Below are 19,673 nucleotides of genomic sequence, written 5' to 3'. Positions count from 1 at the left end.
CAGTGCACTGCAAATGAGCAGTAGGGTGCGCCGTGCGCACCGAAACGCTGGCGCCGTTGACGCTGGTGCGCACGGCGCACCCTACGGGAACCATGCCAGGCATCTGGCATCAGTCTGTTTTCACTCCATGCCGGCCAGCTTGTGGAACTGCTCTACCTTGGTGATCGGCTCCTTGGGCATGGCCGGGAAGGCTTCGCCGAACCACTTGTTCTGCAACTCGGCCAGGCGACCGCTGTCGCGCACTTCGTTCATGAAACCGGTGAGGAGCTCCAGCAACTCGGGGCTGCTCTTGGGCACTGGCCAGGCGGCGAAACCGTCGCCGGAAACGGCGATGCCCTTGGCGAAGGTGTCGCCACGGGTCTTGACCAGGTCATTGACCGAAATCAGTGCGTTGATCACGTAGTCCAGGCGACCGTTGGCCAGGTCGGCGTAGGCCTCCGGGTAGGACGGGTATTCGGTCACGGTGCCGATCTCGCAGCCTTCGGCAGCCATCATTTTCTTCAGCTCCGGCAGGCGCGCGAGCAGGGCGCTGCCGGCCTGCAGGCCGACGGTCTTGCCGCACAGGCTGGCGATGTCGCTGAGGCTGTCGTCACCGGCGCGCTTGACGTAGAAGTGTTGCGCCGAGGCGAAGGGCGGGGCGAAGTTGAACACGCGCAGGCGGTCGTCGGTGACCAGGGCACCGGTGAAAGCCATGTCGTACTGGCCAGACGAGACCGAGGCGAGCAGGCCGGTCCAGGGCAGGATTTCCTGCTTCACGTCGAAGCCCTGTGCCTTGGCGTAGGTCTTCAGGTCTTCGAGCAGCTCCTTGTGAAAACCCTCGGGCTTGCCGTCGACGATGAAGTTGAACGGCGCGTAATCATCCTCGGTGGCGACGGTCATCACGCCCTTGGACTTGATGTCGTCGAGGTCGGCATGAGCGCTCAGCGAGGCGCCGACCAGGCAACTGGCCAGGGCCAGCTTGCGCAGCAGACCGAAGGATTTGGAATCGGTGTTCGATGGCTTCATGGGCGTGCTCCAGAGGTGTCGACAAGGGTTGTCCAGGCCGCTCGGCGGCGCTTTCGTTTTCACCTTAGAGAGGCCTGGCGAGCCGGCGATAGGGGCAGTTCCGGCCTTTGTTCTGGCCAGTGACAATGGCGCGCTACTTGCTACATCACAGGGTTGTTTGGATGTTGGAGGGCGCCATGATCGATCACTTTTACCATCTTGATTTCGACCGTCAGCGCGGCCTTCAGGAGCAGCTTCGCGAGTCGCTGGTGTCGGCTATTCTCGGTGGCGGCTTCCCAGCCGACGAGCCGCTGCCGTCGTGCCGTAAGCTGTCCCAGCAGCTGTCGGTCTCGCGCAACACCGTGGCGCTGGTCTATGAGAGCTTGCTCGACAACGGTTATCTGGTCAGCCGCCCGCGTAGCGGCTACTACCTGCACCCGGACTATTGCGGACAGGCGGGCGAGGCGGTGCTGCGTATGACGCCGCTGCGCAAGCCTGAGCAGTCCGACGACAGCAGCGCCGCCACTGCCCCGGATTGGGCCACGCGCTTTCGCATGCAGCCCAGTTTGAAGCACGGCGTGCTGCGCCCGAGCAACTGGAGCCGCTTCACCTACCCGTTCATCTACGGCCAGCCGATCAGCGAGCTGTTCCCGCTGGAGCGCTGGCGTGAGGTGTCGCGCAAGAACCTCAGCGGGGAACGCGATCAGGGCTGGCTGGGCGACCGCTTCGACCGTGACGATGAGCAACTGATCGAGCAGTTGCGCACCCGCGTGTTGCCCAAGCGCGGTATCTGGGCGCGTGCCGACGAGATCCTGGTCACCCTGGGTTCGCAGAACGCACTGTATCTGCTGGCCAGCCTGCTGATGGCGCGCGGGGTGCGCGTCGGTGTGGAGAACCCGGGCTTTCGCGATGCGGCGAGCATCTTCGACCTGCACGGCGCCAAGGTGCATCTGCAGGATGTCGACGACCAGGGCCTGGTGGTGGATCGGCGCCTGGATGACTGCCAGTACCTCTACGTGACGCCGGGGCACCAGGTGCCCACCGGTGTGGCGATGAGCGCGGCACGGCGCGAGCAACTGCTGCGGCAAATTCGTGAGCACGACCAGGTGCTGATCGAGGATGACTACGACGCCGAATTCAATCTCGACAACCACCCGCTGCCGGCGCTCAAGGCCAGCGACAGTACTGGCCGGGTGATCTACCTGAGCAGCCTGTCCAAGGCCTTCTCGCCCGGGCTGCGGATCGGCTACATGGTCGCCGACGCCGAGCTGATCGATGAACTCCGCGCACTGCGCCGGCTGATGTACCGTCACCCGCCGCTGAACAACCAGCGAATGCTCGCGGACTTCCTCGCCCAGGGGCACTACGACGCGCACCTGCGGCGTTTTCGCGAGGAGCATTGCCGTCGCCGCGAGTTGCTCTACCAGGCGCTGCGCAGCGACCTGAGCGATTGCCAGCCGATGGGCAGCCCCGGTGCCAGCGCCTGCTGGCTGGCGGCGCCCAGCGGCGTCGATACCCAGCGCCTGGCCTGGGCGGCGGCGCAGCAGAGCGTGCTGATCGAGTCCGGGGCGCAGTTCTTCCTTGGCGACGGCGCGGCGCCAACAAACTTCATGCGCCTGGGTTTCCACGCCATCGATGCCGAGCTCATTCGGCCGGGTGTGCGGAAACTGGGTGAGGTGTTGGCGGGGTTGTAAAGGGCGGTCGCGGCTAAGAACCTGTTCACGATCTGCTGCGCGTCGGCCCTACTGCGTTAAAAACAGGCTCGGACTGCTCATTTACAGCTCGTAAACTCCGCGTCCTCGCCTGTTTTTGCCTTGTATGGCTCTAGCTCGCGAGATCGTGAACAGGTTCTAAAGCCCCTCCCACAAATGCCCCGTGACTCTGTGGGAGGGGCTTCAGCCGCGACGGTTATCAGGCAAGTTCGTAGCCCGGATGAAATCCGGGAAACCATAACCGACCGTGAAGTCCCGGATTTCATCCGGGCTACGGGTGCTGGACGGTGCTGTAGGAGCCGGCTTGCTGGCGATACGTTTGCCCGAATCGCCCGCAAGCGTGCTCCTACGCATATGGCGCGATGTCAGCCAAAGCGCGGCGCGAACAGAGCGAATACTTCATCGAAGACCGCCAGCGCCTCGTTCACCTGGGCCGCGCTGACGATGCACGGCGGCACCACATGGATGCGGTTCTCCACCACGAAGCTGAGCAGCCCACGGGCGGTCAGCGCCGCCTTCATCTCCTGCATCACCGGCGCCGGCATCGGCGTTCTCTGCTGCACGTCACTAACGAATTCCAGCGCCCAGAACAGGCCGACGCCGCGTGCCTCGCCGATCATCGGGTAGCGCTCGGCGAGTTTTTTCAGGCCCGGGCCGAGCACCTGAGCGCCGATATCACGGGCGTTCTCCACCATGCCTTCTTCGCTCATCGCATCCAGCGTGGCGACGATGGCGGCCATGGCCAGCGGGTGCCCGGAGTAGGTCAGGCCGCCGGGGAAGAAGTTCGTGTCGAAGTGCTCGCAGATCGGCTTGGAAATCATCACTCCACCGGCCGGCACGTAGCCGGAGTTGACGCCCTTGGCGAAGACGATCAGATCTGGCACCACGTCGAAGTGCTCCAGCGCCAGCCAACTGCCGGTGCGACCGAAGCCGGCCATCACTTCATCGAGGATGAGCAGGATGCCGAACTCGTCGGCCAGCTTGCGCACACCCTGCATATAGCCCTTGGGTGGCACCAGGATGCCGGCGGTACCGGGAATGCTTTCCAGCAGTATCGCGGCGATTGCGCCCGGCCCTTCGCATTCGATGACCCGGCGAAGATGCTGCAGGGAGCGCTGGCATTCTTCTTCCTCGTTCGCGGCGTTGAACTCGGTGCGGTACAGGTAGGGATTGAAGAAGTGCACATGGCCACGGGCGTATTCGTTGGGCACGCGGCGTGGGTCGCCGGTGGCGACGATGGCCGCGCCGGTGCTGCCATGGTAGGAACGGTAGGCGGAGAGGATCTTGTCGCGACCGGTGTACAGGCGCGCCATGCGCATGGCGTTCTCGTTGGCATCGGCCCCTGCGTTGGTGAAGAACACCTTGGAGAAACCGGCCGGCGCGCGGGCGAGGATGCGCTTGGCCGCTTCGCCACGCATCAGGTTGGCGGTGGCCGGGGCGATGGTCACCAGGCTGCCGGCCTGTTCCTGGATGGCGGCGATGACCTTCGGGTGCTGGTGGCCGATGTTGGTGTTGACCAGTTGGCTGCTGAAGTCGAGGTAGCGTTTGCCGTCGTAGTCCCACAGCGTGCAGCCCTCGCCGCCGGCGACTACCAGCGGGTTGAGGGCGCCCTGGGTCGACCAGGAATGGAAGACGTGCTGGCGATCCAGATCGTGGACGTACTGGTTGCTGATCGGTGTGCTCATGATGACCTCGGGCTGGTCGTTGCGGATGGCTGCACCATAGGAATAAAGCGGCCGTGTGCCGTAGGGCCAGATGCCGGAAGTGGCTGAGTCAGAGCGTCTGGCTCGCCGACGGCGGGCAACTGTCCCTAGGCGCCCTGCGTGCACAGGCTAGGCTGGAGGCATACGTTTTCAGGAGTGAAACCATGGCCCACGCATTCGAGATCAACACCGCCCCCTTGGCGCCCACTGATGGCCTTGATAGCCCCGCGATCGCCCAGGCGCGTATCGACCTGGCCGCCTGTTTTCGCATGGCGGCGCGCCTCGGCATGGGTGAAGGCATCTGCAATCATTTTTCCGTGGTGGTGCCGGGGCGGCCGGAGCTGTTTCTGGTCAACCCTTATGGGCTGGCCTTCGCCGAGGTCACTGCGTCGTCGCTGCTGATCTGCGATTTCGACGGGCGCGTGGTGCTGGGCGATGGCCGCCCGGAGGCCACGGCGTTCTTTATCCATGCTCAGTTGCACCGCCTCAATCCACGCGCCACGGCGGCCTTCCACACGCACATGCCCCATGCCACAGCGCTGTGCATGCTCGAAGGTGAGCCCTTCGTCTGGGCCGGGCAGACGGCGCTGAAATTCTACGAGCGACTGGCAGTGGACGAGGATTACCAGGGCCTGGCGCTGGACTACGCCGAAGGCGAGCGTATCGCCCGTGCGGCAGGTGATGCCGATGTGGTGATGCTGAAAAACCATGGCCCGCTGGTGCTGGGGCCGAGCATTGCCGAGGCCTGGGACGACCTCTACTACCTGGAGCGTGCCGCCGAGGTGCAGCTCAAAGCCATGGCCAGTGGTCGGCCGTTGAAGGCAGTGGCGCCGGCAATTGCCAGCGCGGCGTGCCGGCAGATGCTGCAGGGCAATGCCGAAAGTGCGCACCTGCATCTTGAGAGCGTGAAGCGCCAGTTGCTGCGCGAGGGCTCGGATTTCGCCGAGTAACTGGTTGGTGGGCGGGTGGGGCGTCGCCCACCCTACAGATCGTTCGCCTGCCGTAGGGTGGGCTTTAGCCCACCAACACGGGGACGCGGAGCATCCCTGACTTCATTCCCACGCGGAGCGTGAGGAACGATCTTTGATGGCTCCCACGCTCCAGCGTGGGAGCTCAGTCCAGGGCGCTCTGCGCCCGCTAGTGCAGGCGTACGGGGACGCGGAGCATCCCTGACTTCATTCCCACGCGGAGCGTGAGGAACGATCTTCCAATCCCGTGTGAGGGGAGTAGCGGCGACTGAGGCTGTCGCGGCTAAAGCCCCTCCCACAGAATGGCGCCCGTCAGATCGCCACCAACCCGCGCACGCCCTCGGTTTCCATGTTCTCGCCACGACCCTGCTGGACGATCTCGCCGCGGCTCATCACCAGGTACTGGTCGGCCAGTTCGGCGGCGAAATCGTAGAACTGCTCGACCAGCAGGATGGCCATGTCGCCACGGGCGGCGAGCTTCTTGATCACCGCGCCGATCTCCTTGATCACCGAGGGCTGGATGCCTTCGGTGGGTTCGTCGAGGATCAATAGGCGCGGCTGGCTGGCCAGGGCGCGACCGATGGCCAGCTGTTGTTGCTGGCCGCCGGAGAGGTCGCCGCCACGGCGATGCTTCATTTCGCGCAGCACAGGGAACAGCTCGTAGATGAATTCCGGCACGGCCTTGGCCTGGCTGCCGGGAAAACGCGACAGACCCATCAGCAGGTTTTCCTCTACCGTCAGGCGCCCGAAGATCTCGCGGCCCTGTGGCACGTAGGCGATACCGGCATGTACGCGCTGGTGCGGTTTGAAGCCAGTGATGGCCTTGCCTTCCCATTGCACGTTACCGTCCTTGGCCGGAATCAGGCCCATCAGGCATTTGAGCAGGGTAGTCTTGCCCACGCCGTTGCGGCCGAGCAGGCAGGTGACCTCGCCGACCTTCACGTCGAACGACAGGCCACGGAGGATGTGGCTGCCGCCGTAATACTGGTGGAGTTGTTGGACTTGCAGCATAGAAATGTCCTTCATTCGTAGTGTGGGAGGAGCCGGGCGGCGAACCGATCAGCCGCGAGCTTTTGAAGTACGCAGTCATTGCGGCTAAAGCCCCTCCCACTGGCTGGCGTCAGCGACCCAGATAAACCTCGATCACCCGCTCGTCGTTCTGTACCTGCTCCAGCGAGCCTTCGGCCAGCACGCTACCTTGGTGCAGCACGGTGACGTGGTCGGCGATGGAGCCGACGAAACCCATGTCATGCTCCACCACCATCAGCGAGTGCTTGCGCGCCAGGGACTTGAACAGCTCGGCGGTGAACTCGGTCTCGGCATCGGTCATGCCGGCCACCGGTTCGTCGAGCAGCAGCAGGTGCGGCTCCTGCATCAGCAACATGCCGATCTCGAGGAACTGCTTCTGACCGTGAGAGAGCAGCCCGGCCGGGCGGTTGCGCGAAGCTTCCAGGCGGATGGTGCCCAGCACTTCCTCGATACGATCCTTCTGCTCGCCACTGAGTTTGGCGCGCAGGCTGGCCCATACCGACTTGTTGGTCTTCTGCGCCAGCTCCAGGTTCTCGAACACCGTCAGCGCCTCGAACACCGTCGGCTTCTGGAACTTGCGGCCGATGCCGGCCTGGGCGATTTCCACCTCGCTCATGGCGGTCAGGTCGTACTGCTCGCCGAAGTAGGCGACGCCGTTGTCGGGTCGGGTCTTGCCGGTGATCACGTCCATCATGGTGGTCTTGCCGGCGCCGTTGGGGCCGATGATGCAGCGCAGCTCACCGACGCCGATGTACAGCGTCAGGTTGGTCAGCGCCTTGAAGCCGTCGAAGCTGACGTTGATGTCTTCCAGTGTGAGGATGGTGCCGTGGCGGACGTTGACGCCCTTGCCGACGTTCTTGCCGGTGTCCAGCGCCAGGCCGGTGGGGTCGAAGGCGGCTTCGAGCATGGTTTCAGGTACCGGAGTGGCTCTCATTGATCCTTCTCCTTGCGCAATAGGCCGACGACGCCTCTGGGCAGAAACAGCGTGACGACGATGAACAGCGCGCCCAGTGCGAACAGCCAGTATTCGGGGAAGGCCACGGTGAACCAGCTCTTCATGCCGTTGACCAGACCGGCGCCGAGCAGCGGGCCGATCAGCGTGCCGCGGCCGCCGAGGGCGACCCAGACGGCGGCCTCGATGGACTGCGTCGGCGCCATCTCACTGGGGTTGATGATGCCCACCTGCGGCACGTACAGCGCGCCGGCCAGGCCACACAACACCGCGCTCAGCACCCAGATGAACAGCTTGTAACCGCGCGGATCGTAGCCGCAGAACATCAGGCGGTTCTCGGCGTCACGCAGGGCGGTGAGCACCCGGCCGAACTTGCTGCGTGCCAGGCGAAAGCCCAGGTACAGGCTGCCCATCAGCAGCACCACGGTGGCGAAGAACAGCACGGCGCGGGTGCTCTGCGCCGTGATGTCGAAACCGAGGATGCGGGTGAAGCCGGTAAAGCCATTGTTGCCGCCGAAACCGGTTTCGTTGCGGAAGAACAAGAGCATGCCGGCGAAGGTCAGCGCCTGGGTCATGATCGAGAAGTACACGCCCTTGATCCGCGAGCGGAAGGCGAAGAAGCCGAACACCAGCGCCAGCAGGCCGGGCGCCAGCACCACCAGGCACATTGCCCAGAGGAAGCTGGAGGTGCCGTACCAGTACCAGGGCAGCTCGTTCCAGGCCAGAAAACTCATGAACGCCGGCAGGCCGTCACCGGCGCTCTGGCGCATCAAATACATGCCCATGGCGTAGCCGCCGAGGGCGAAGAACAGGCCGTGGCCCAGCGACAGCATGCCGGCGTAGCCCCAGACCAGATCCAGCGCCAGGGCGACGATGGCGTAGCAGAGGATCTTGCCCACCAGCGTCAGCGAATAGGCCGAGACGTGCAGGGCATGGTCGGCCGGCAACAGGTGCAGCAACGGCATGGCCAGCAGGATCGCCAGCACCACCAGGCCGATGGCGATGGATACCTGCGGGCCGAGCTTGGCGCTGGCGCGGGCCAGCAGCGTTTGATTTATCGCATTCATCAGTCGATCACTCGTCCTATAAGCCCGTAGGGCGGGTACAACCCGCCGCTGCAGTGATGGCGTTCGGTAGATGTGGCGGGTTTCACCCGCCCTACGGTCGATGGCGCACTCATCAATCGATCACCCGGCCTTTGAGCGCGAAGAGGCCTTGCGGGCGTTTCTGGATGAACAGGATGATCAGCGCGAGGATGAGGATCTTGCCGAGCACGGCACCGATCTGCGGTTCGAGGAACTTGTTCACCACGCCCAGGCCGAAGGCGGCCAGTACGCTACCGGCCAGTTGGCCGACGCCGCCGAGCACCACCACCAGGAAGGAGTCGATGATGTAGCTCTGGCCGAGGTCCGGGCCGACGTTGCCGATCTGGCTCAGGGCCACGCCGCCAAGGCCGGCGATGCCCGAACCGAGTCCGAAGGCCAGCATGTCCACGCGGCCGGTGGGCACGCCGCAGCAGGCGGCCATGTTGCGGTTCTGCGTCACTGCGCGCACGTTCAGGCCCAGGCGCGTCTTGTTCAGCAGCAGCCAGGTCAGGACCACGACGAACAGCGCGAAGCCGATGATGACGATGCGGTTGTAGGGCAGCACCAGGTTGGGCAGCACTTGCATGCCGCCGGACAGCCAGGCCGGGTTGGCCACTTCGACGTTCTGTGCGCCGAAGGTGACGCGCACCAGCTGAATCAGGATCAGGCTGATGCCCCAGGTGGCCAGCAGGGTTTCCAGCGGGCGGCCATAGAGGTGGCGGATCACCGTGCGCTCCAGGGCCATGCCGATGCAGGCGGTGACCAGAAAAGCGATGGGCAACGCGGCCAGCGGGTAGAGCGTCAGGTATTCGGGAGCCAGGCGCTGGAAGCTCAGTTGCACCACGTAGGTGGTGTAGGCACCGAGCATCAGCATTTCGCCATGGGCCATGTTGATCACCCCGAGCAGGCCGAAGGTGATGGCCAGGCCGAGGGCGGCGAGCAGCAGGATCGAACCCAGCGACAGGCCACTGAAGGCCTGGCCGAGCAGTTCGCCGATCAGCAGTTTGTTCTTCACCTGGGCCAGGCTCTGCTCGGCAGCGGCGCGCACGGTGGCATCGCTTTCTTCACCATCGAGCAGGCTTTGCAGGCGCGTGCGGGCCTGCGGGTCGCCGGTTTCGCCCAGGCGCTCCACGGCGGCCAGGCGCACGGCCGGGTCGCTGGCCTCCAGCTGCAGGTTGGCCAGGGCCAGGGTGATGGCGTCTCGCACGTTCTCGTCGGCTTCCATACTCAGGCGGTTTTCCAGCAAGGGCAGCAGTGCCGGCGGCGTGTTGCGTTGCAGTTGCTGGGCAGCAGCGAGGCGCACGGCTGCATCGTCATCGAGCAACTGATGGCTGGCCACGGCGAAGGCGATCAGGCCGCGCAGGCGATTGTTAAGGCGCAGTTTGCGTGGCGTGCCATTGGCCTCGGCTGCGCCATCGGCGGCCTGCCAGGTGCCGTCCTGTTCGATGAAGGCGCGTTTGTCGGCATCGCTGCCGACGCGGCCCTGCTGCAGGGCTTGCAGCAGTGGCATGCGTTCGGTTCTGGGCGCGGCGGCCCAGTCCTGCAGCAGTTTGGCCTGCTTGCTGGCGTTGGCGGCGACGAAATCGTCGGCCTCGCCGGCATGCGCCGCCAGTGGCAGCAACAGCAGCAGGCTCAGGAGAGTTCGGGTAAGGGCAGTGAGCATGAGGGGGTCCTTGGCGTAGCCCGGATGCAATCCGGGACAGCTCTCCCCGGATTGCATCCGGGCTACGGTTGTCCCCTCCCTGCGCGGCCAGCGCAGGGAGAGGCTTTTGCCTTAGTTCGATTTCACCGGGGTATCGGCTTTCTTGTCGTTGCCTTCGATGAAGGGGCTCCACGGCTGAGCGCGAACCGGGCCGTCGGTTTCCCAGACCACGGAGAACTGACCGTCTTCCTGGATCTCGCCGATCATCACCGGCTTGTGCAGGTGGTGGTTCTTCTCGTCCATCTTCAGGGTGAAGCCGCTCGGTGCCGCGAACTCCTGGCCAGCCATGGCTTCACGGACCTTGTCGACGTCGGTCGTGCCGGCTTTCTCGACGGCTTGTGCCCACATGTGGATGCCCACATAGGTGGCTTCCATCGGGTCGTTGGTCACCACGGTGTCGGCGTTCGGCAGCTTCTTGGCCTTGGCGTAGGCCTTCCAGTCAGCGACGAACTTCTCGTTGACCGGGTTCTCCACGGACTGGAAGTAGTTCCAGGCCGCCAGGTGGCCGACCAGCGGCTTGGTGTCGATGCCGCGCAGTTCTTCTTCACCCACGGAGAAGGCCACCACCGGCACTTCGGTGGCTTCCAGGCCCTGGTTGGCCAGTTCCTTGTAGAACGGCACGTTGGAGTCGCCGTTCACGGTGGAAACCACTGCAGTCTTGCCGCCAGCGGAGAACTTCTTGATGTTGGCGACGATGGTTTGATAGTCGCTATGACCGAAGGGGGTGTAGACCTCTTCGATGTCCTTGTCGGCGATGCCCTTGCTGTTGAGGAAGGCGCGCAGGATCTTGTTGGTGGTGCGCGGGTAGACGTAGTCGGTGCCGAGCAGGAAGAAGCGCTTGGCGCCGCCGCCGTCTTCGCTGAGCAGGTATTCCACCGCCGGGATGGCCTGCTGGTTTGGCGCCGCACCGGTGTAGAACACGTTCGGCGACATTTCTTCGCCTTCGTACTGCACCGGGTAGAACAGCAGGCCGTTGAGCTCTTCATAGACCGGCAGCACGGACTTGCGCGATACCGAGGTCCAGCAGCCGAAGGTCACCGCGACCTTGTCCTGGGTCAGCAGCTGGCGACCACGCTCGGCGAACAGCGGCCAGTTCGACGCCGGGTCGACCACCACCGCTTCCAGTTGCTTGCCGAGTACACCACCCTTGGCGTTGATCTCGTCGATGGTCATCAGCGCCATGTCTTTCAGCGAGGTTTCGGAAATGGCCATGGTGCCGGACAGCGAGTGCAGGACGCCGACCTTGATGGTCTCGGCGGCCTGGATGGACCAGCTCAGGCCCATGGCGGCGATGGAAGCGGAAAGGGTAAAGGCCTTGATCAGGCTGCGACGTTGCATGGTGCGATCTCCATTCACAAGTGTGATTAAGTGGACAGCGTTGTTATTGGTCATGCGTGAAGGTCATGGCCCGGTTGTTCCGGCATTGGCTCTACGTGCTGGCGAGCGCCGTATAGCTTGTGCAAGGTGATCGAATGCACCTCTGCCTTGCTGACCTCTATATGGCTCTTGAGCAATTGCTGTGCCTCTTCTGAGCGACGAGTCAGGATTGCCTGCAGAATCTGTCCGTGTTCGGCGTAGGTCAGGTCGATGCGTTGTGCCTGAGTGAAATCCAGCCGCCTTAGAATGCGGATCTTTTCACTGACCTCGCGGTGAACGCGGGCCATCTCCTGGTTACCGGCGGCCTCCAGCAGTTGGCAATGGAACGCCTCATCGAGGCGTGAAACGGCGGCGCCGTCTCGCAGTCGCGCCTCTTCTTGCACCAACCAGGTGCGCGCAAGGGCCTGCAGTGCAGGCGGCTGTTCGTCCGTGGGGCGCTGGCAAAGGCGGCGCACGGCGTCCAGTTCGAGAACGATGCGCAGCTCGTACAATTCGTCGAATTGCACGAAGTCGAGCGGGCGCACCTGCCAGCCGCTGCGAAAGTGCACATCGAGAAAACCCTCGCGCTGCAGGCGGTGCAGCGCCTGGCGTACCGGCGTGCGGCTGGCCGCCATGCGCGCGGCGACCTCGCCTTCGGAGAAACGGTCACCGGGCATCAGGCGGAATTCGAAAATATCGTCCTTGAGCCTTGCGTAGATACGCTCAGCCAGGCTCTGCGGGCGCTCAGTGGCACGTGGCATGAGCGGGCTCAGGCCTTGGTGCTGGCGATGAACGCGCGCCAGCCACCGAAACTGGTGATGTCACGCGCGCCATCAAGCGCATAGGGCTCGCAGATGAAGCCCTTGACCCAGCGGCCGTCGGCCAGCTCCAGGTTGCCGATGCCCAGCGGTGGCGGGATCTCGGCGACGAACTCACCGAAGCGCGCCTGCGGCACGTCCCACAGCTCGACGATGATCGCCGCGCCGTCCTCGGCCACACGTGCCAGGCCCGGCTTGGGCGGCACGGTGCCGGGCAGGGCGTAGAGGCGGTAATGCGCGGCGCTGGTGGTCTGCTCGACCAGCACGGCATCGCGCGTGGTGAGCTGGAAGTTCAGCGGCATGCCGGTCAGGTGCGCGCCGACCACAGCAACACGGATGCAACCGGGCGCCGGTTTGTCGTTGGCGGTTTGTGCAGGCAGCGGTTTGCCGGTGGCGCCCAGCGGCAGATCGAGCGCCTGCTGCCAGCGCTGGCCGAAGGCGGCCAGCGCCTGGTCATGCCAGGCCGGGGCGAGCAGGGTGATGCCGGCCGGCAGGCCATCGGCGCGCAGGCCCGCCGGCACGGCCAGGGCGGACAGGTCGGCGAGGTTGGTGAAGTTGGTGTAGGTGCCGAACTGGCTGTTGAACAGCACCGGTTCGGCTGCCATCTCGGCCAGGGTGCGGAGGGTGGGCGAGGTCGGCACCACCATGGCGTCGAAGCCGGCCAGGGCGTCGTTGATCACGCGGCTCAGTTCGGCGCGAATGTATTCGGCCTTGTAGGCGTCGCAGGCGCTGTACCTGTGGCCGTTCTCGACGATGCCGCGCACCACCGGGTTGATGTATTCGGGGTTCACGCCTTCAACCGCAACGGTGCGTTCGGCGACCCAGGGGCCGTAGTAAAGCTGCTCGGCCAGTTGCTGGAAGGGCGCGAAATCGATCTCCACCAGTTCGGCGCCCAGTTCGCGCAGTGTGCCCAGGGCGGCCTCATAGACGGCCTGGTTCTGGCTGTCGTCGAAGAACTCGGGGTTGGCCGGTACGGCCAGGCGCGGCTTGGCCGGCATGCCGATCTTGGCGCTATTCGGGTTCTTGCGGCTGTAGGCATCGGCGGCGTCATAGCCGCCAGCGATGTTGGCCACGGCCAGGGCATCGCTGACGGTCAGGGCGAACACCGAGATGCAGTCGACGGTGCGGCAGGCCGGCACCAGGCCGGTGTTGGGCAGCCAGCCCTTGGTCGGCTTGAGCCCGACGATATTGTTGAAACCGGCCGGCACGCGGCCCGAGCCTGCAGTGTCGGTGCCCAGCGAGAAGGGCACGAGGCCGCGCGCGACCACATTGGCCGAACCGGAGCTGGAACCGCCGCTGACGTAATCCGGGTTGAAGCTGTTAGGCACTGCGCCGTGAGGCGAACGGGTGCCGACCAGGCCGGTGGCGAATTGGTCGAGGTTGGTCTTGCCGATCAGGATGGCGCCGGCGGCGCGCAGGCGCGCGACCACGGTGGCATCGGCCTTGGCCTGGTAGGCGAATTCGGGGCAGGCGGCGGTGGTGGGCCAGCCAGCGGCGTCGATATTGTCCTTGATGGCGAAGGGCACGCCGTACAGCGGCAGCTTGCTCAGGTCACCGGCTGCACCTTGCAGTGCGCTGGTCAGGGTGTCGAGTTGAGCGTTTAGCTGCGCTTCGCTGGCCAGGGCGATCCAGGCGGTATCGGCGGTGCGCAGTTCCAGGCGCAGGGCGTGTAGCAGTTCGGCAGGGGATTGGCCGTCACGGTAGGCCTGTTGCCATTGCGCGAGGGTGAAAGCGATCGGTGCGTTGGACATGCTTCGAGATTCCATCTTGTATCCAAGTTGGAATCGCTAGAGCAATGACGGTGCCAGTTTTGCGCAGGCCTTTATTTTCGGGGGGGTCAGGGCGACGGCAGGGGCTTTGGCGAGAGGCGTTGCACCGAGGTGGGGCTGGCCTGCAAGCGAATGGTGCAGGCTCTTCGGCGCTGGCGGTGCGCACAGCGCACCCTACGGTATCGAGAGGGGTAGGGTGCGCCGTGCGCACCGAGGGCTCGAAGCTCGGTGTCTTAAGGCACCAGGTAATTCTTCACCCCGGTGAAGATGATCTGCGCGGCCAGGGCGCAGACGAACAGACCCATCAGGCGGCTGACGATCTGCAGGCCCTGGTCGCCGAGCAGGCGCTCGAACTGGTTGGACAGGTACAGCACCACGCCCACGGTGAGGCTGGCGAGAAAGATCGCCGCCACGGCCACCAGCTTGTCGTCCCAGTGCGGCTGGCTGGCGCCCATCAGCAGCAGGGCGCCGATGGTGCCGGGGCCGACCGTCAGCGGAATGGTCAACGGTACGATGGTGACGTCCTGCTGCACGTTGTCTGTCTGCACCGCCGACTTGCCCTGGGCCATGCCGAGGGCGGAGATGAACAGCACCGAGCCCGCGCCGATACGGAAGGCGTCGATGGTGATGCCGAACAGAGTGAAGATGTGCTTGCCGAACAGGTACAGCAGCACGCTTGCGATCAGCGTGGCTAGCGCCACCTTCCAGGCCAGGCGCTTGCGTTCCTTGAGGGTGTAGCCGCGGCTGAGGCCGATAAAGCAGGAGAGGACGAAGAAGGGGCTGTAGAGCACCAGCATCTTCAGGTACAGGCTGAACAACTCGGACATGGGGCGCTCGTTTGAGATGGGTGGACTGAGGTAGGGCGGATCGGAGCGCCGACCGCTCGTAGCTATGCGAACAGTCCGTCGCTCTTCGTCACAGCGCAAATCCAGCGGCGTACTGCTTCGCGAGTACGCCCTACGATACCTCGCGCTGGCGACGCAGTTCGCGCTCGGCGATCCAGTGCTCGATCAGCTCACGCAGTTGCGACAGTTCCACCGGCTTGGACATATGGCCATCCATGCCCACAGCGCGTGCGCGCTCCTTGTGCTCGCTCAAGATATGCGCAGTCAGCGCCACCACCGGCGTGCGCGGGCGCTTCTCGCTCTTCTCCCAGGCGCGCAATTGTTCGGTGGCAGAGAAGCCGTCGAGCACCGGCATTTCACAGTCCATCAGCACCAGGTCGTAGGGCTGCGCTTTCATCGCGCTGAGGGCTTCCTCGCCGTTGCTGGCAGTGTCCGGCTTGAGGTTGAGCTTGCCGAGCATGCCGCGAATCACCTTGGTCGAGATGCTGTTGTCTTCGGCGACCAGAATGCGGAAGTCGGCCGGCACGTTCAGCGGTGTGCTCACCGGTGTCGGTGCGGCCTGCGCCGGAGTGTCGTTGGGGCGCTGGGCCAGCTCGTCGGCCAGGGTGGTCTTGAGCGTATAGCCGGCCACCGGTTTGGCCAGGATGCGCTTGATCCCGGCGTTACGTGCGATCACCTTGCTCGGCGCGTTGCTGATGCCGGTGAGCATGATGATCAGAATGTCGTGGTTGAGGCTCGGGTCTTCCTTGATCTTGGCGGCCAGTTGCATGCCGGTCATGCCGGGCATGTCCTGATCGAGCAGCACCGCGTCGAAGTATTCGCGCATGTGCGCCTTGGTGCGCAGCAGGGCCAGGGCCTCCTTGCCGGAGGGCACGGCGCTGACCTGCATGCCCCAGGCGTTGCATTGCTGCATCAGCACCTTGCGGCAGGTGTCGTTGTCGTCCACCACCAGCAGACGCGCGCCCTGCAGCGGGCTATCCAGGTCGGCTTCCGGTTGTTCCAGACGGGCGGCGTCCAGCGGCAGGGTCAGCCATAGTGTGGTGCCCTGGTTGCCGCTGCCCTGGATGCCGAACTCGCCGCCCATCAGGCGCACCAACTGGCGCGCGATGATCAGGCCGAGGCGCCCACCCAGGCGGGTGGCGGAGAGGAAGTCGCGGCTCTGCAGTTCGGCATTGAGCAGGGCGTCGCGCTCTTCCGGCAGCAGCGGACGACCGCTGTCCTGTACGGCAACGCGCAGACGATGTTGGCCATCGCTGCTGTCCAGGGCGGCGACCAGCAGGATTTCGCCCTCGTCGGTCTGCTTGAAGGCATTGTCCAGCAGACTCAGCAGGGCCTGGCGCAGGCGCGTTGGGTCACCGCTGATCACACGCGGTACCTGTGGCTGGATGAAGCTGATCAACTCCACGCGCTGTTGTTCGGCCTTGGCGCGGAAGATGTCGAGGCAGTCCTCGATCAGCGCGCCGAGGTCGAACTGCACATCGTCCAGCTCGATCTGCCCGGATTCGAGCTTGGAAATGTCGAGGATTTCGTTGATCAGGGTGAGCAGCTCGTTGCCCGAGCTGTGGATGGTCTGCACATAGTCACGCTGCTTGGCCGACAGCGGCGTGCCCAACAGCAGTTCGGTCATGCCCAGCACTCCGTTCATCGGCGTGCGGATCTCGTGGCTGATCTTGGCCAGGAACTCGGCCTTGGCCTTCAGCTCGGCGCTGCTGGCGGCCAGGGCGGTGCTTTCCTGCAGGGTATTGTGCTGGATCTGCCGCTGCCGCTCGGTCAGCGAAACGCTGAGGATCAGTCCGGCCAGGGTGGCGACACTGAACACGCCCAGCACCAGCCAGCCAGGATTGAGCTGATCGAAGCCCAGCAGCACCGGCACGAAGAAACCGAATCCCATGTTGAAGACCAGCATGCCCACGGTGATCAGGCGTGCCGGCTGATAACCGGAGCGCCAGTGCCGGCTGCTCACCAGCAGCAGATTGATTGCGCTCAGGGCCACCAGCAGGTAGACCAGCGAGCTGTACCAGAACAGCCCGGTGACGACGATCCACAGGGCGTAGGCCAGTACCAGCAGGGCATTGCCCTGCAGCAGGCGATTGAGTGGGCTGTGCTGCACGGGCGTGCCGTGCATGAAGCCCAGGCCAAAGGCCAGGACGCTGAAGGCGGCGAACAGTGCGGAGAGGTCGGCGACCAGTGACTGGTTATAGCCCAGGCTGGGCAGCCACTGGGCGAAGATTCCGAGATTGGCCGCCGAGCATACGGCCAGGCCGATGTTCACCCCGGCCAGCCATAGACCGCTGGCGCTGCGGCTGTAGATGAAGCGGATGAGGTTGTACAGGGTCAGCAGCAGCAGAGCGCCGAACAGCATGCCGTAGAGGTAGGCGGGCTTTTCCAGGCTGACCAGTTCGGCCTGATCCATCACCTTGAACCAGGTCATCAACGGGTGGTTGGAGGTCAGGCGCACATAGGCGACACGGGCCTGGCCGTCATTTGGCAACGGCATCAGATAGAAACGCGACGGCAGCGGTCGCGAATCCAGCGGCATGGCCTCGCCGGTGTGCAGGTTTTGCTCCAGCTGGCCGTCTCTCAGCAGGTAGTAATCGAGGTACTGCACCCGTGGTGAGAAGATCCACAGCCAGGCGGGCTGCTGCTGCGGTGCGAACTCGGCACGAAGCCAGACGGCGTGGTCACTGGGCGGGAAGGTGAAAGACTGCTTGCTGAGGGGCTTGAACTGCTGGCGCTGGGCGCGGACTTCTTCGAGACCCAGACGGGCGCTGGCGTCGACCAGATAGGACCAGCTGTGCGGGCCTGTCGGGGCTGAGTTCGCACTGGCTGTCAGCGCAAGGCTGAGAAACAGCATGCTGGCGAGTAGTCCGATGGCAATCCTGAGCCGGCGCACGGGCAAAATCCTTCTAAATGAGTGGCCGGATTATAGCCAAGCATCTGCTCGCGGGAACATGGTGCAGCCAGGCATTTTTAAGGCTTTTTGTTGGAAAAAGCCGCCTTTTTACCGGACTGCACCCTGTTTCTCGATACCTCAGAACCTGCTTCACGATTTCGCGAGCTAGAGCGATACAACACCGACGGCGGCCCCGCAAAAACAAGCGAGGACCGGTCGGAGTCGCGCTCGACTTTACACGTTGTAAATGAGCAGTACTCGCTTCGCTCGCCCTCCGGGCCGTTAGCCGCAAGCGGCTTCCGACCGGGCTGGCGTTCCAGCATGTTTTTAACGCAGTAGCGCCGACGCGCGCCAGATCGTGAACAGGTTCTAGTCTTCGCCGCGCTCGCGGGCGATAGCTCGATAGCCAATATCGTTACGGTGGAACATGCCGTTCCAGCGAATCTTCTCGGCCAGACGGTAGGCCTGCTGCTGGGCATCGGCAACGCTGGCGCCGATGGCGGTGGCGCAGAGTACGCGACCACCAGCGGTAACGATCTGGCCATCCTTCAGCGCGGTACCGGCGTGGAACACCTTGCCGTCGAGCTTGGCGGCTTCATCGAGGCCTTCGATCACATCGCCCCTGGTGTAATCGCCCGGGTAGCCGCCAGCGGCCAGTACCACGCCCACGGTCGGACGCGGGTCCCAGGTCGCTTCGACCTTGTCCAGCGCCTTGGCCAGTGCGGCCTCGACCAGCAGCACCAGGGAGCTTTCCAGGCGGCACATGATCGGTTGGGTTTCCGGGTCGCCGAAGCGGCAGTTGAATTCGATGACCTTGGGCTTGCCAGCCTTGTCGATCATCAGGCCGGCATAGAGAAACCCGGTGTAGACGTGGCCTTCGCTGGCCATGCCGCGCACGGTCGGGTAGATCACCTCGTCCATCACGCGCTTGTGTACTTCGGCGGTGACCACCGGGGCTGGCGAGTAGGCGCCCATGCCGCCGGTATTCGGGCCGCTGTCACCGTCGCCGACGCGCTTGTGATCCTGGCTGGTGGCCATCGGCAGGACGTTCTCGCCGTCGACCATGACGATGAAGCTGGCTTCTTCGCCGTCGAGGAACTCCTCGATCACCACGCGCGAACCGGCCTCACCGAAGGCGTTGCCGGCGAGCATGTCGCGCACCGCGTCTTCGGCTTCCTGCAGGCTCATGGCGACGATCACGCCCTTGCCTGCGGCCAGGCCGTCGGCCTTGATCACGATCGGTGCGCCTTTCTCACGGAGGTAAGCCAGCGCCGGCTCGATCTCGGTGAAGTTCTGGTAGTCGGCGGTGGGGATCTTGTGGCGCGCAAGGAAATCCTTGGTGAACGCCTTGGAGCCCTCCAGTTGGGCGGCTGCGGCGGTGGGGCCGAAGATATCCAGCTTGCGGCTGCGGAACAGGTCGACCACGCCTTTGACCAGCGGCGCTTCCGGGCCGACGATGGTCAGTTGCACGTTCTTCTCGGCAAAGTCAGCCAACTGCTCGATAGCCAGCACGTCGATGGCGACGTTCTCGCACTTGGGCTCGACGGCTGTGCCGGCGTTACCCGGGGCGACGAAGATTTTCTCGACGCGCTTGTCCTGCGCCACTTTCCAGGCCAGGGCGTGTTCGCGACCGCCGCTGCCGATGATCAATACGTTCATATTTGTCTCCTTGTGGAGGCGGGCCGGTGGCCCGGTTGGTGGATAGAAAAAGCGCTATCCACCCTACGAATTCCGAGGTCGCGATGAAGCCGTTAGATGCTAGGCGCCCCGGGTTTCGACAAGCGGAGTTGCCTACTGGCAATGAGCATTGGCGGAACCCGGGGCAACAACGCAGATGCCGGTTTCAGTGCGGCCGAT

Annotated in this window: 14 protein-coding genes; 2 read left to right on the top strand and 12 right to left on the bottom strand. The window is 64.4% G+C overall.

Annotation, left to right across the window (positions count from 1 at the left end; translation table 11 throughout):
* Positions 1–120: 120 nt before the first annotated feature.
* Positions 121–1,005, bottom strand: coding sequence for a transporter substrate-binding domain-containing protein (locus INS93_RS02155; protein ID WP_192980126.1), 885 nt, complete (start codon positions 1,003–1,005; stop codon positions 121–123).
* 176 nt (positions 1,006–1,181) lie between these two features.
* Here INS93_RS02155 and INS93_RS02150 point away from each other — a divergent pair, with 176 nt between their 5' ends.
* A complete protein-coding gene (locus tag INS93_RS02150; RefSeq protein ID WP_192980125.1) occupies positions 1,182–2,678 on the top strand; it encodes a PLP-dependent aminotransferase family protein in 1,497 nt (498 codons plus the stop codon).
* 383 nt (positions 2,679–3,061) lie between these two features.
* On the opposite strand, the gene INS93_RS02145 is transcribed toward INS93_RS02150, so the two are convergent.
* Positions 3,062–4,381: an aspartate aminotransferase family protein gene (locus tag INS93_RS02145; protein ID WP_192980124.1), complete on the bottom strand. Its 1,320-nt coding sequence runs from the start codon at positions 4,379–4,381 to the stop codon at positions 3,062–3,064.
* A 182-nt stretch (positions 4,382–4,563) separates the two neighbouring features.
* Between INS93_RS02145 and INS93_RS02140 the strand changes: the two genes are divergently transcribed.
* Positions 4,564–5,349 carry an aldolase gene (locus tag INS93_RS02140; protein ID WP_192980123.1) on the top strand — a complete coding sequence of 262 codons (786 nt, stop codon included), beginning with the start codon at positions 4,564–4,566 and terminating at the stop codon, positions 5,347–5,349.
* A gap of 330 nt (positions 5,350–5,679) precedes the next feature.
* On the opposite strand, the gene urtE is transcribed toward INS93_RS02140, so the two are convergent.
* The 10 genes from urtE to purD all read right to left on the bottom strand — a co-directional run bounded on the left by urtE (position 5,680) and on the right by purD (position 19,475).
* On the bottom strand, positions 5,680–6,378 hold the full coding sequence (gene urtE / locus INS93_RS02135; RefSeq protein ID WP_160019289.1) for an urea ABC transporter ATP-binding subunit UrtE: 699 nt from the start codon (positions 6,376–6,378) through the stop codon (positions 5,680–5,682).
* Between the two features lie 109 nt (positions 6,379–6,487).
* A complete protein-coding gene (urtD, locus tag INS93_RS02130) occupies positions 6,488–7,330 on the bottom strand; it encodes an urea ABC transporter ATP-binding protein UrtD (RefSeq protein WP_192980122.1) in 843 nt (280 codons plus the stop codon).
* Entirely contained in the window at positions 7,327–8,415 is a 1,089-nt protein-coding gene (urtC, locus tag INS93_RS02125) for an urea ABC transporter permease subunit UrtC (protein ID WP_192980121.1), read from the bottom strand. Before urtC ends, urtD begins: the two co-directional genes overlap by 4 nt.
* 112 nt (positions 8,416–8,527) lie before the next feature.
* Positions 8,528–10,096 (bottom strand): urea ABC transporter permease subunit UrtB, encoded by a 1,569-nt coding sequence (gene urtB, locus INS93_RS02120; RefSeq protein WP_192980120.1) that lies wholly within the window; start codon positions 10,094–10,096, stop codon positions 8,528–8,530.
* Between the two features lie 111 nt (positions 10,097–10,207).
* Positions 10,208–11,473 (bottom strand): urea ABC transporter substrate-binding protein, encoded by a 1,266-nt coding sequence (gene urtA / locus INS93_RS02115; protein WP_160019293.1) that lies wholly within the window; start codon positions 11,471–11,473, stop codon positions 10,208–10,210.
* Positions 11,474–11,523: 50 nt separating this feature from the next.
* On the bottom strand, positions 11,524–12,252 hold the full coding sequence (locus tag INS93_RS02110; protein ID WP_192980119.1) for a GntR family transcriptional regulator: 729 nt from the start codon (positions 12,250–12,252) through the stop codon (positions 11,524–11,526).
* An 8-nt stretch (positions 12,253–12,260) separates the two neighbouring features.
* On the bottom strand, positions 12,261–14,060 hold the full coding sequence (atzF, locus tag INS93_RS02105; protein ID WP_192980118.1) for an allophanate hydrolase: 1,800 nt from the start codon (positions 14,058–14,060) through the stop codon (positions 12,261–12,263).
* Positions 14,061–14,311: 251 nt separating this feature from the next.
* Positions 14,312–14,905, bottom strand: a complete 594-nt coding sequence (locus INS93_RS02100; RefSeq protein ID WP_075745367.1) for a MarC family protein — start codon at positions 14,903–14,905, stop codon at positions 14,312–14,314.
* A gap of 130 nt (positions 14,906–15,035) precedes the next feature.
* A complete protein-coding gene (locus INS93_RS02095; protein WP_192980117.1) occupies positions 15,036–17,816 on the bottom strand; it encodes a hybrid sensor histidine kinase/response regulator in 2,781 nt (926 codons plus the stop codon).
* Positions 17,817–18,185: 369 nt separating this feature from the next.
* Entirely contained in the window at positions 18,186–19,475 is a 1,290-nt protein-coding gene (purD, locus tag INS93_RS02090) for a phosphoribosylamine--glycine ligase (RefSeq protein ID WP_192980116.1), read from the bottom strand.
* Positions 19,476–19,673: the final 198 nt, after the last annotated feature.

The sequence above is a fragment of the Pseudomonas sp. EggHat1 genome (genome assembly GCF_014892995.1).
In the GTDB taxonomy this organism is placed as follows: Bacteria; Pseudomonadota; Gammaproteobacteria; order Pseudomonadales; family Pseudomonadaceae; genus Aquipseudomonas; species Aquipseudomonas chaetocerotis.
The sequence above is the reverse complement of the archived record's forward strand: the minus strand, read 5'-3'. Positions and strand labels throughout refer to the sequence as shown.

Coding starts and splice junctions, on each gene's coding strand:
- INS93_RS02155 (WP_192980126.1), bottom strand. CDS start 1,005: ATGAAGCCATCGAACACCGATTCCAAATCCTTCGGTCTGCTGCGCAAG.
- INS93_RS02150 (WP_192980125.1), top strand. CDS start 1,182: ATGATCGATCACTTTTACCATCTTGATTTCGACCGTCAGCGCGGCCTT.
- INS93_RS02145 (WP_192980124.1), bottom strand. CDS start 4,381: ATGAGCACACCGATCAGCAACCAGTACGTCCACGATCTGGATCGCCAG.
- INS93_RS02140 (WP_192980123.1), top strand. CDS start 4,564: ATGGCCCACGCATTCGAGATCAACACCGCCCCCTTGGCGCCCACTGAT.
- urtE (WP_160019289.1), bottom strand. CDS start 6,378: ATGCTGCAAGTCCAACAACTCCACCAGTATTACGGCGGCAGCCACATC.
- urtD (WP_192980122.1), bottom strand. CDS start 7,330: ATGAGAGCCACTCCGGTACCTGAAACCATGCTCGAAGCCGCCTTCGAC.
- urtC (WP_192980121.1), bottom strand. CDS start 8,415: ATGAATGCGATAAATCAAACGCTGCTGGCCCGCGCCAGCGCCAAGCTC.
- urtB (WP_192980120.1), bottom strand. CDS start 10,096: ATGCTCACTGCCCTTACCCGAACTCTCCTGAGCCTGCTGCTGTTGCTG.
- urtA (WP_160019293.1), bottom strand. CDS start 11,473: ATGCAACGTCGCAGCCTGATCAAGGCCTTTACCCTTTCCGCTTCCATC.
- INS93_RS02110 (WP_192980119.1), bottom strand. CDS start 12,252: ATGCCACGTGCCACTGAGCGCCCGCAGAGCCTGGCTGAGCGTATCTAC.
- atzF (WP_192980118.1), bottom strand. CDS start 14,060: ATGTCCAACGCACCGATCGCTTTCACCCTCGCGCAATGGCAACAGGCC.
- INS93_RS02100 (WP_075745367.1), bottom strand. CDS start 14,905: ATGTCCGAGTTGTTCAGCCTGTACCTGAAGATGCTGGTGCTCTACAGC.
- purD (WP_192980116.1), bottom strand. CDS start 19,475: ATGAACGTATTGATCATCGGCAGCGGCGGTCGCGAACACGCCCTGGCC.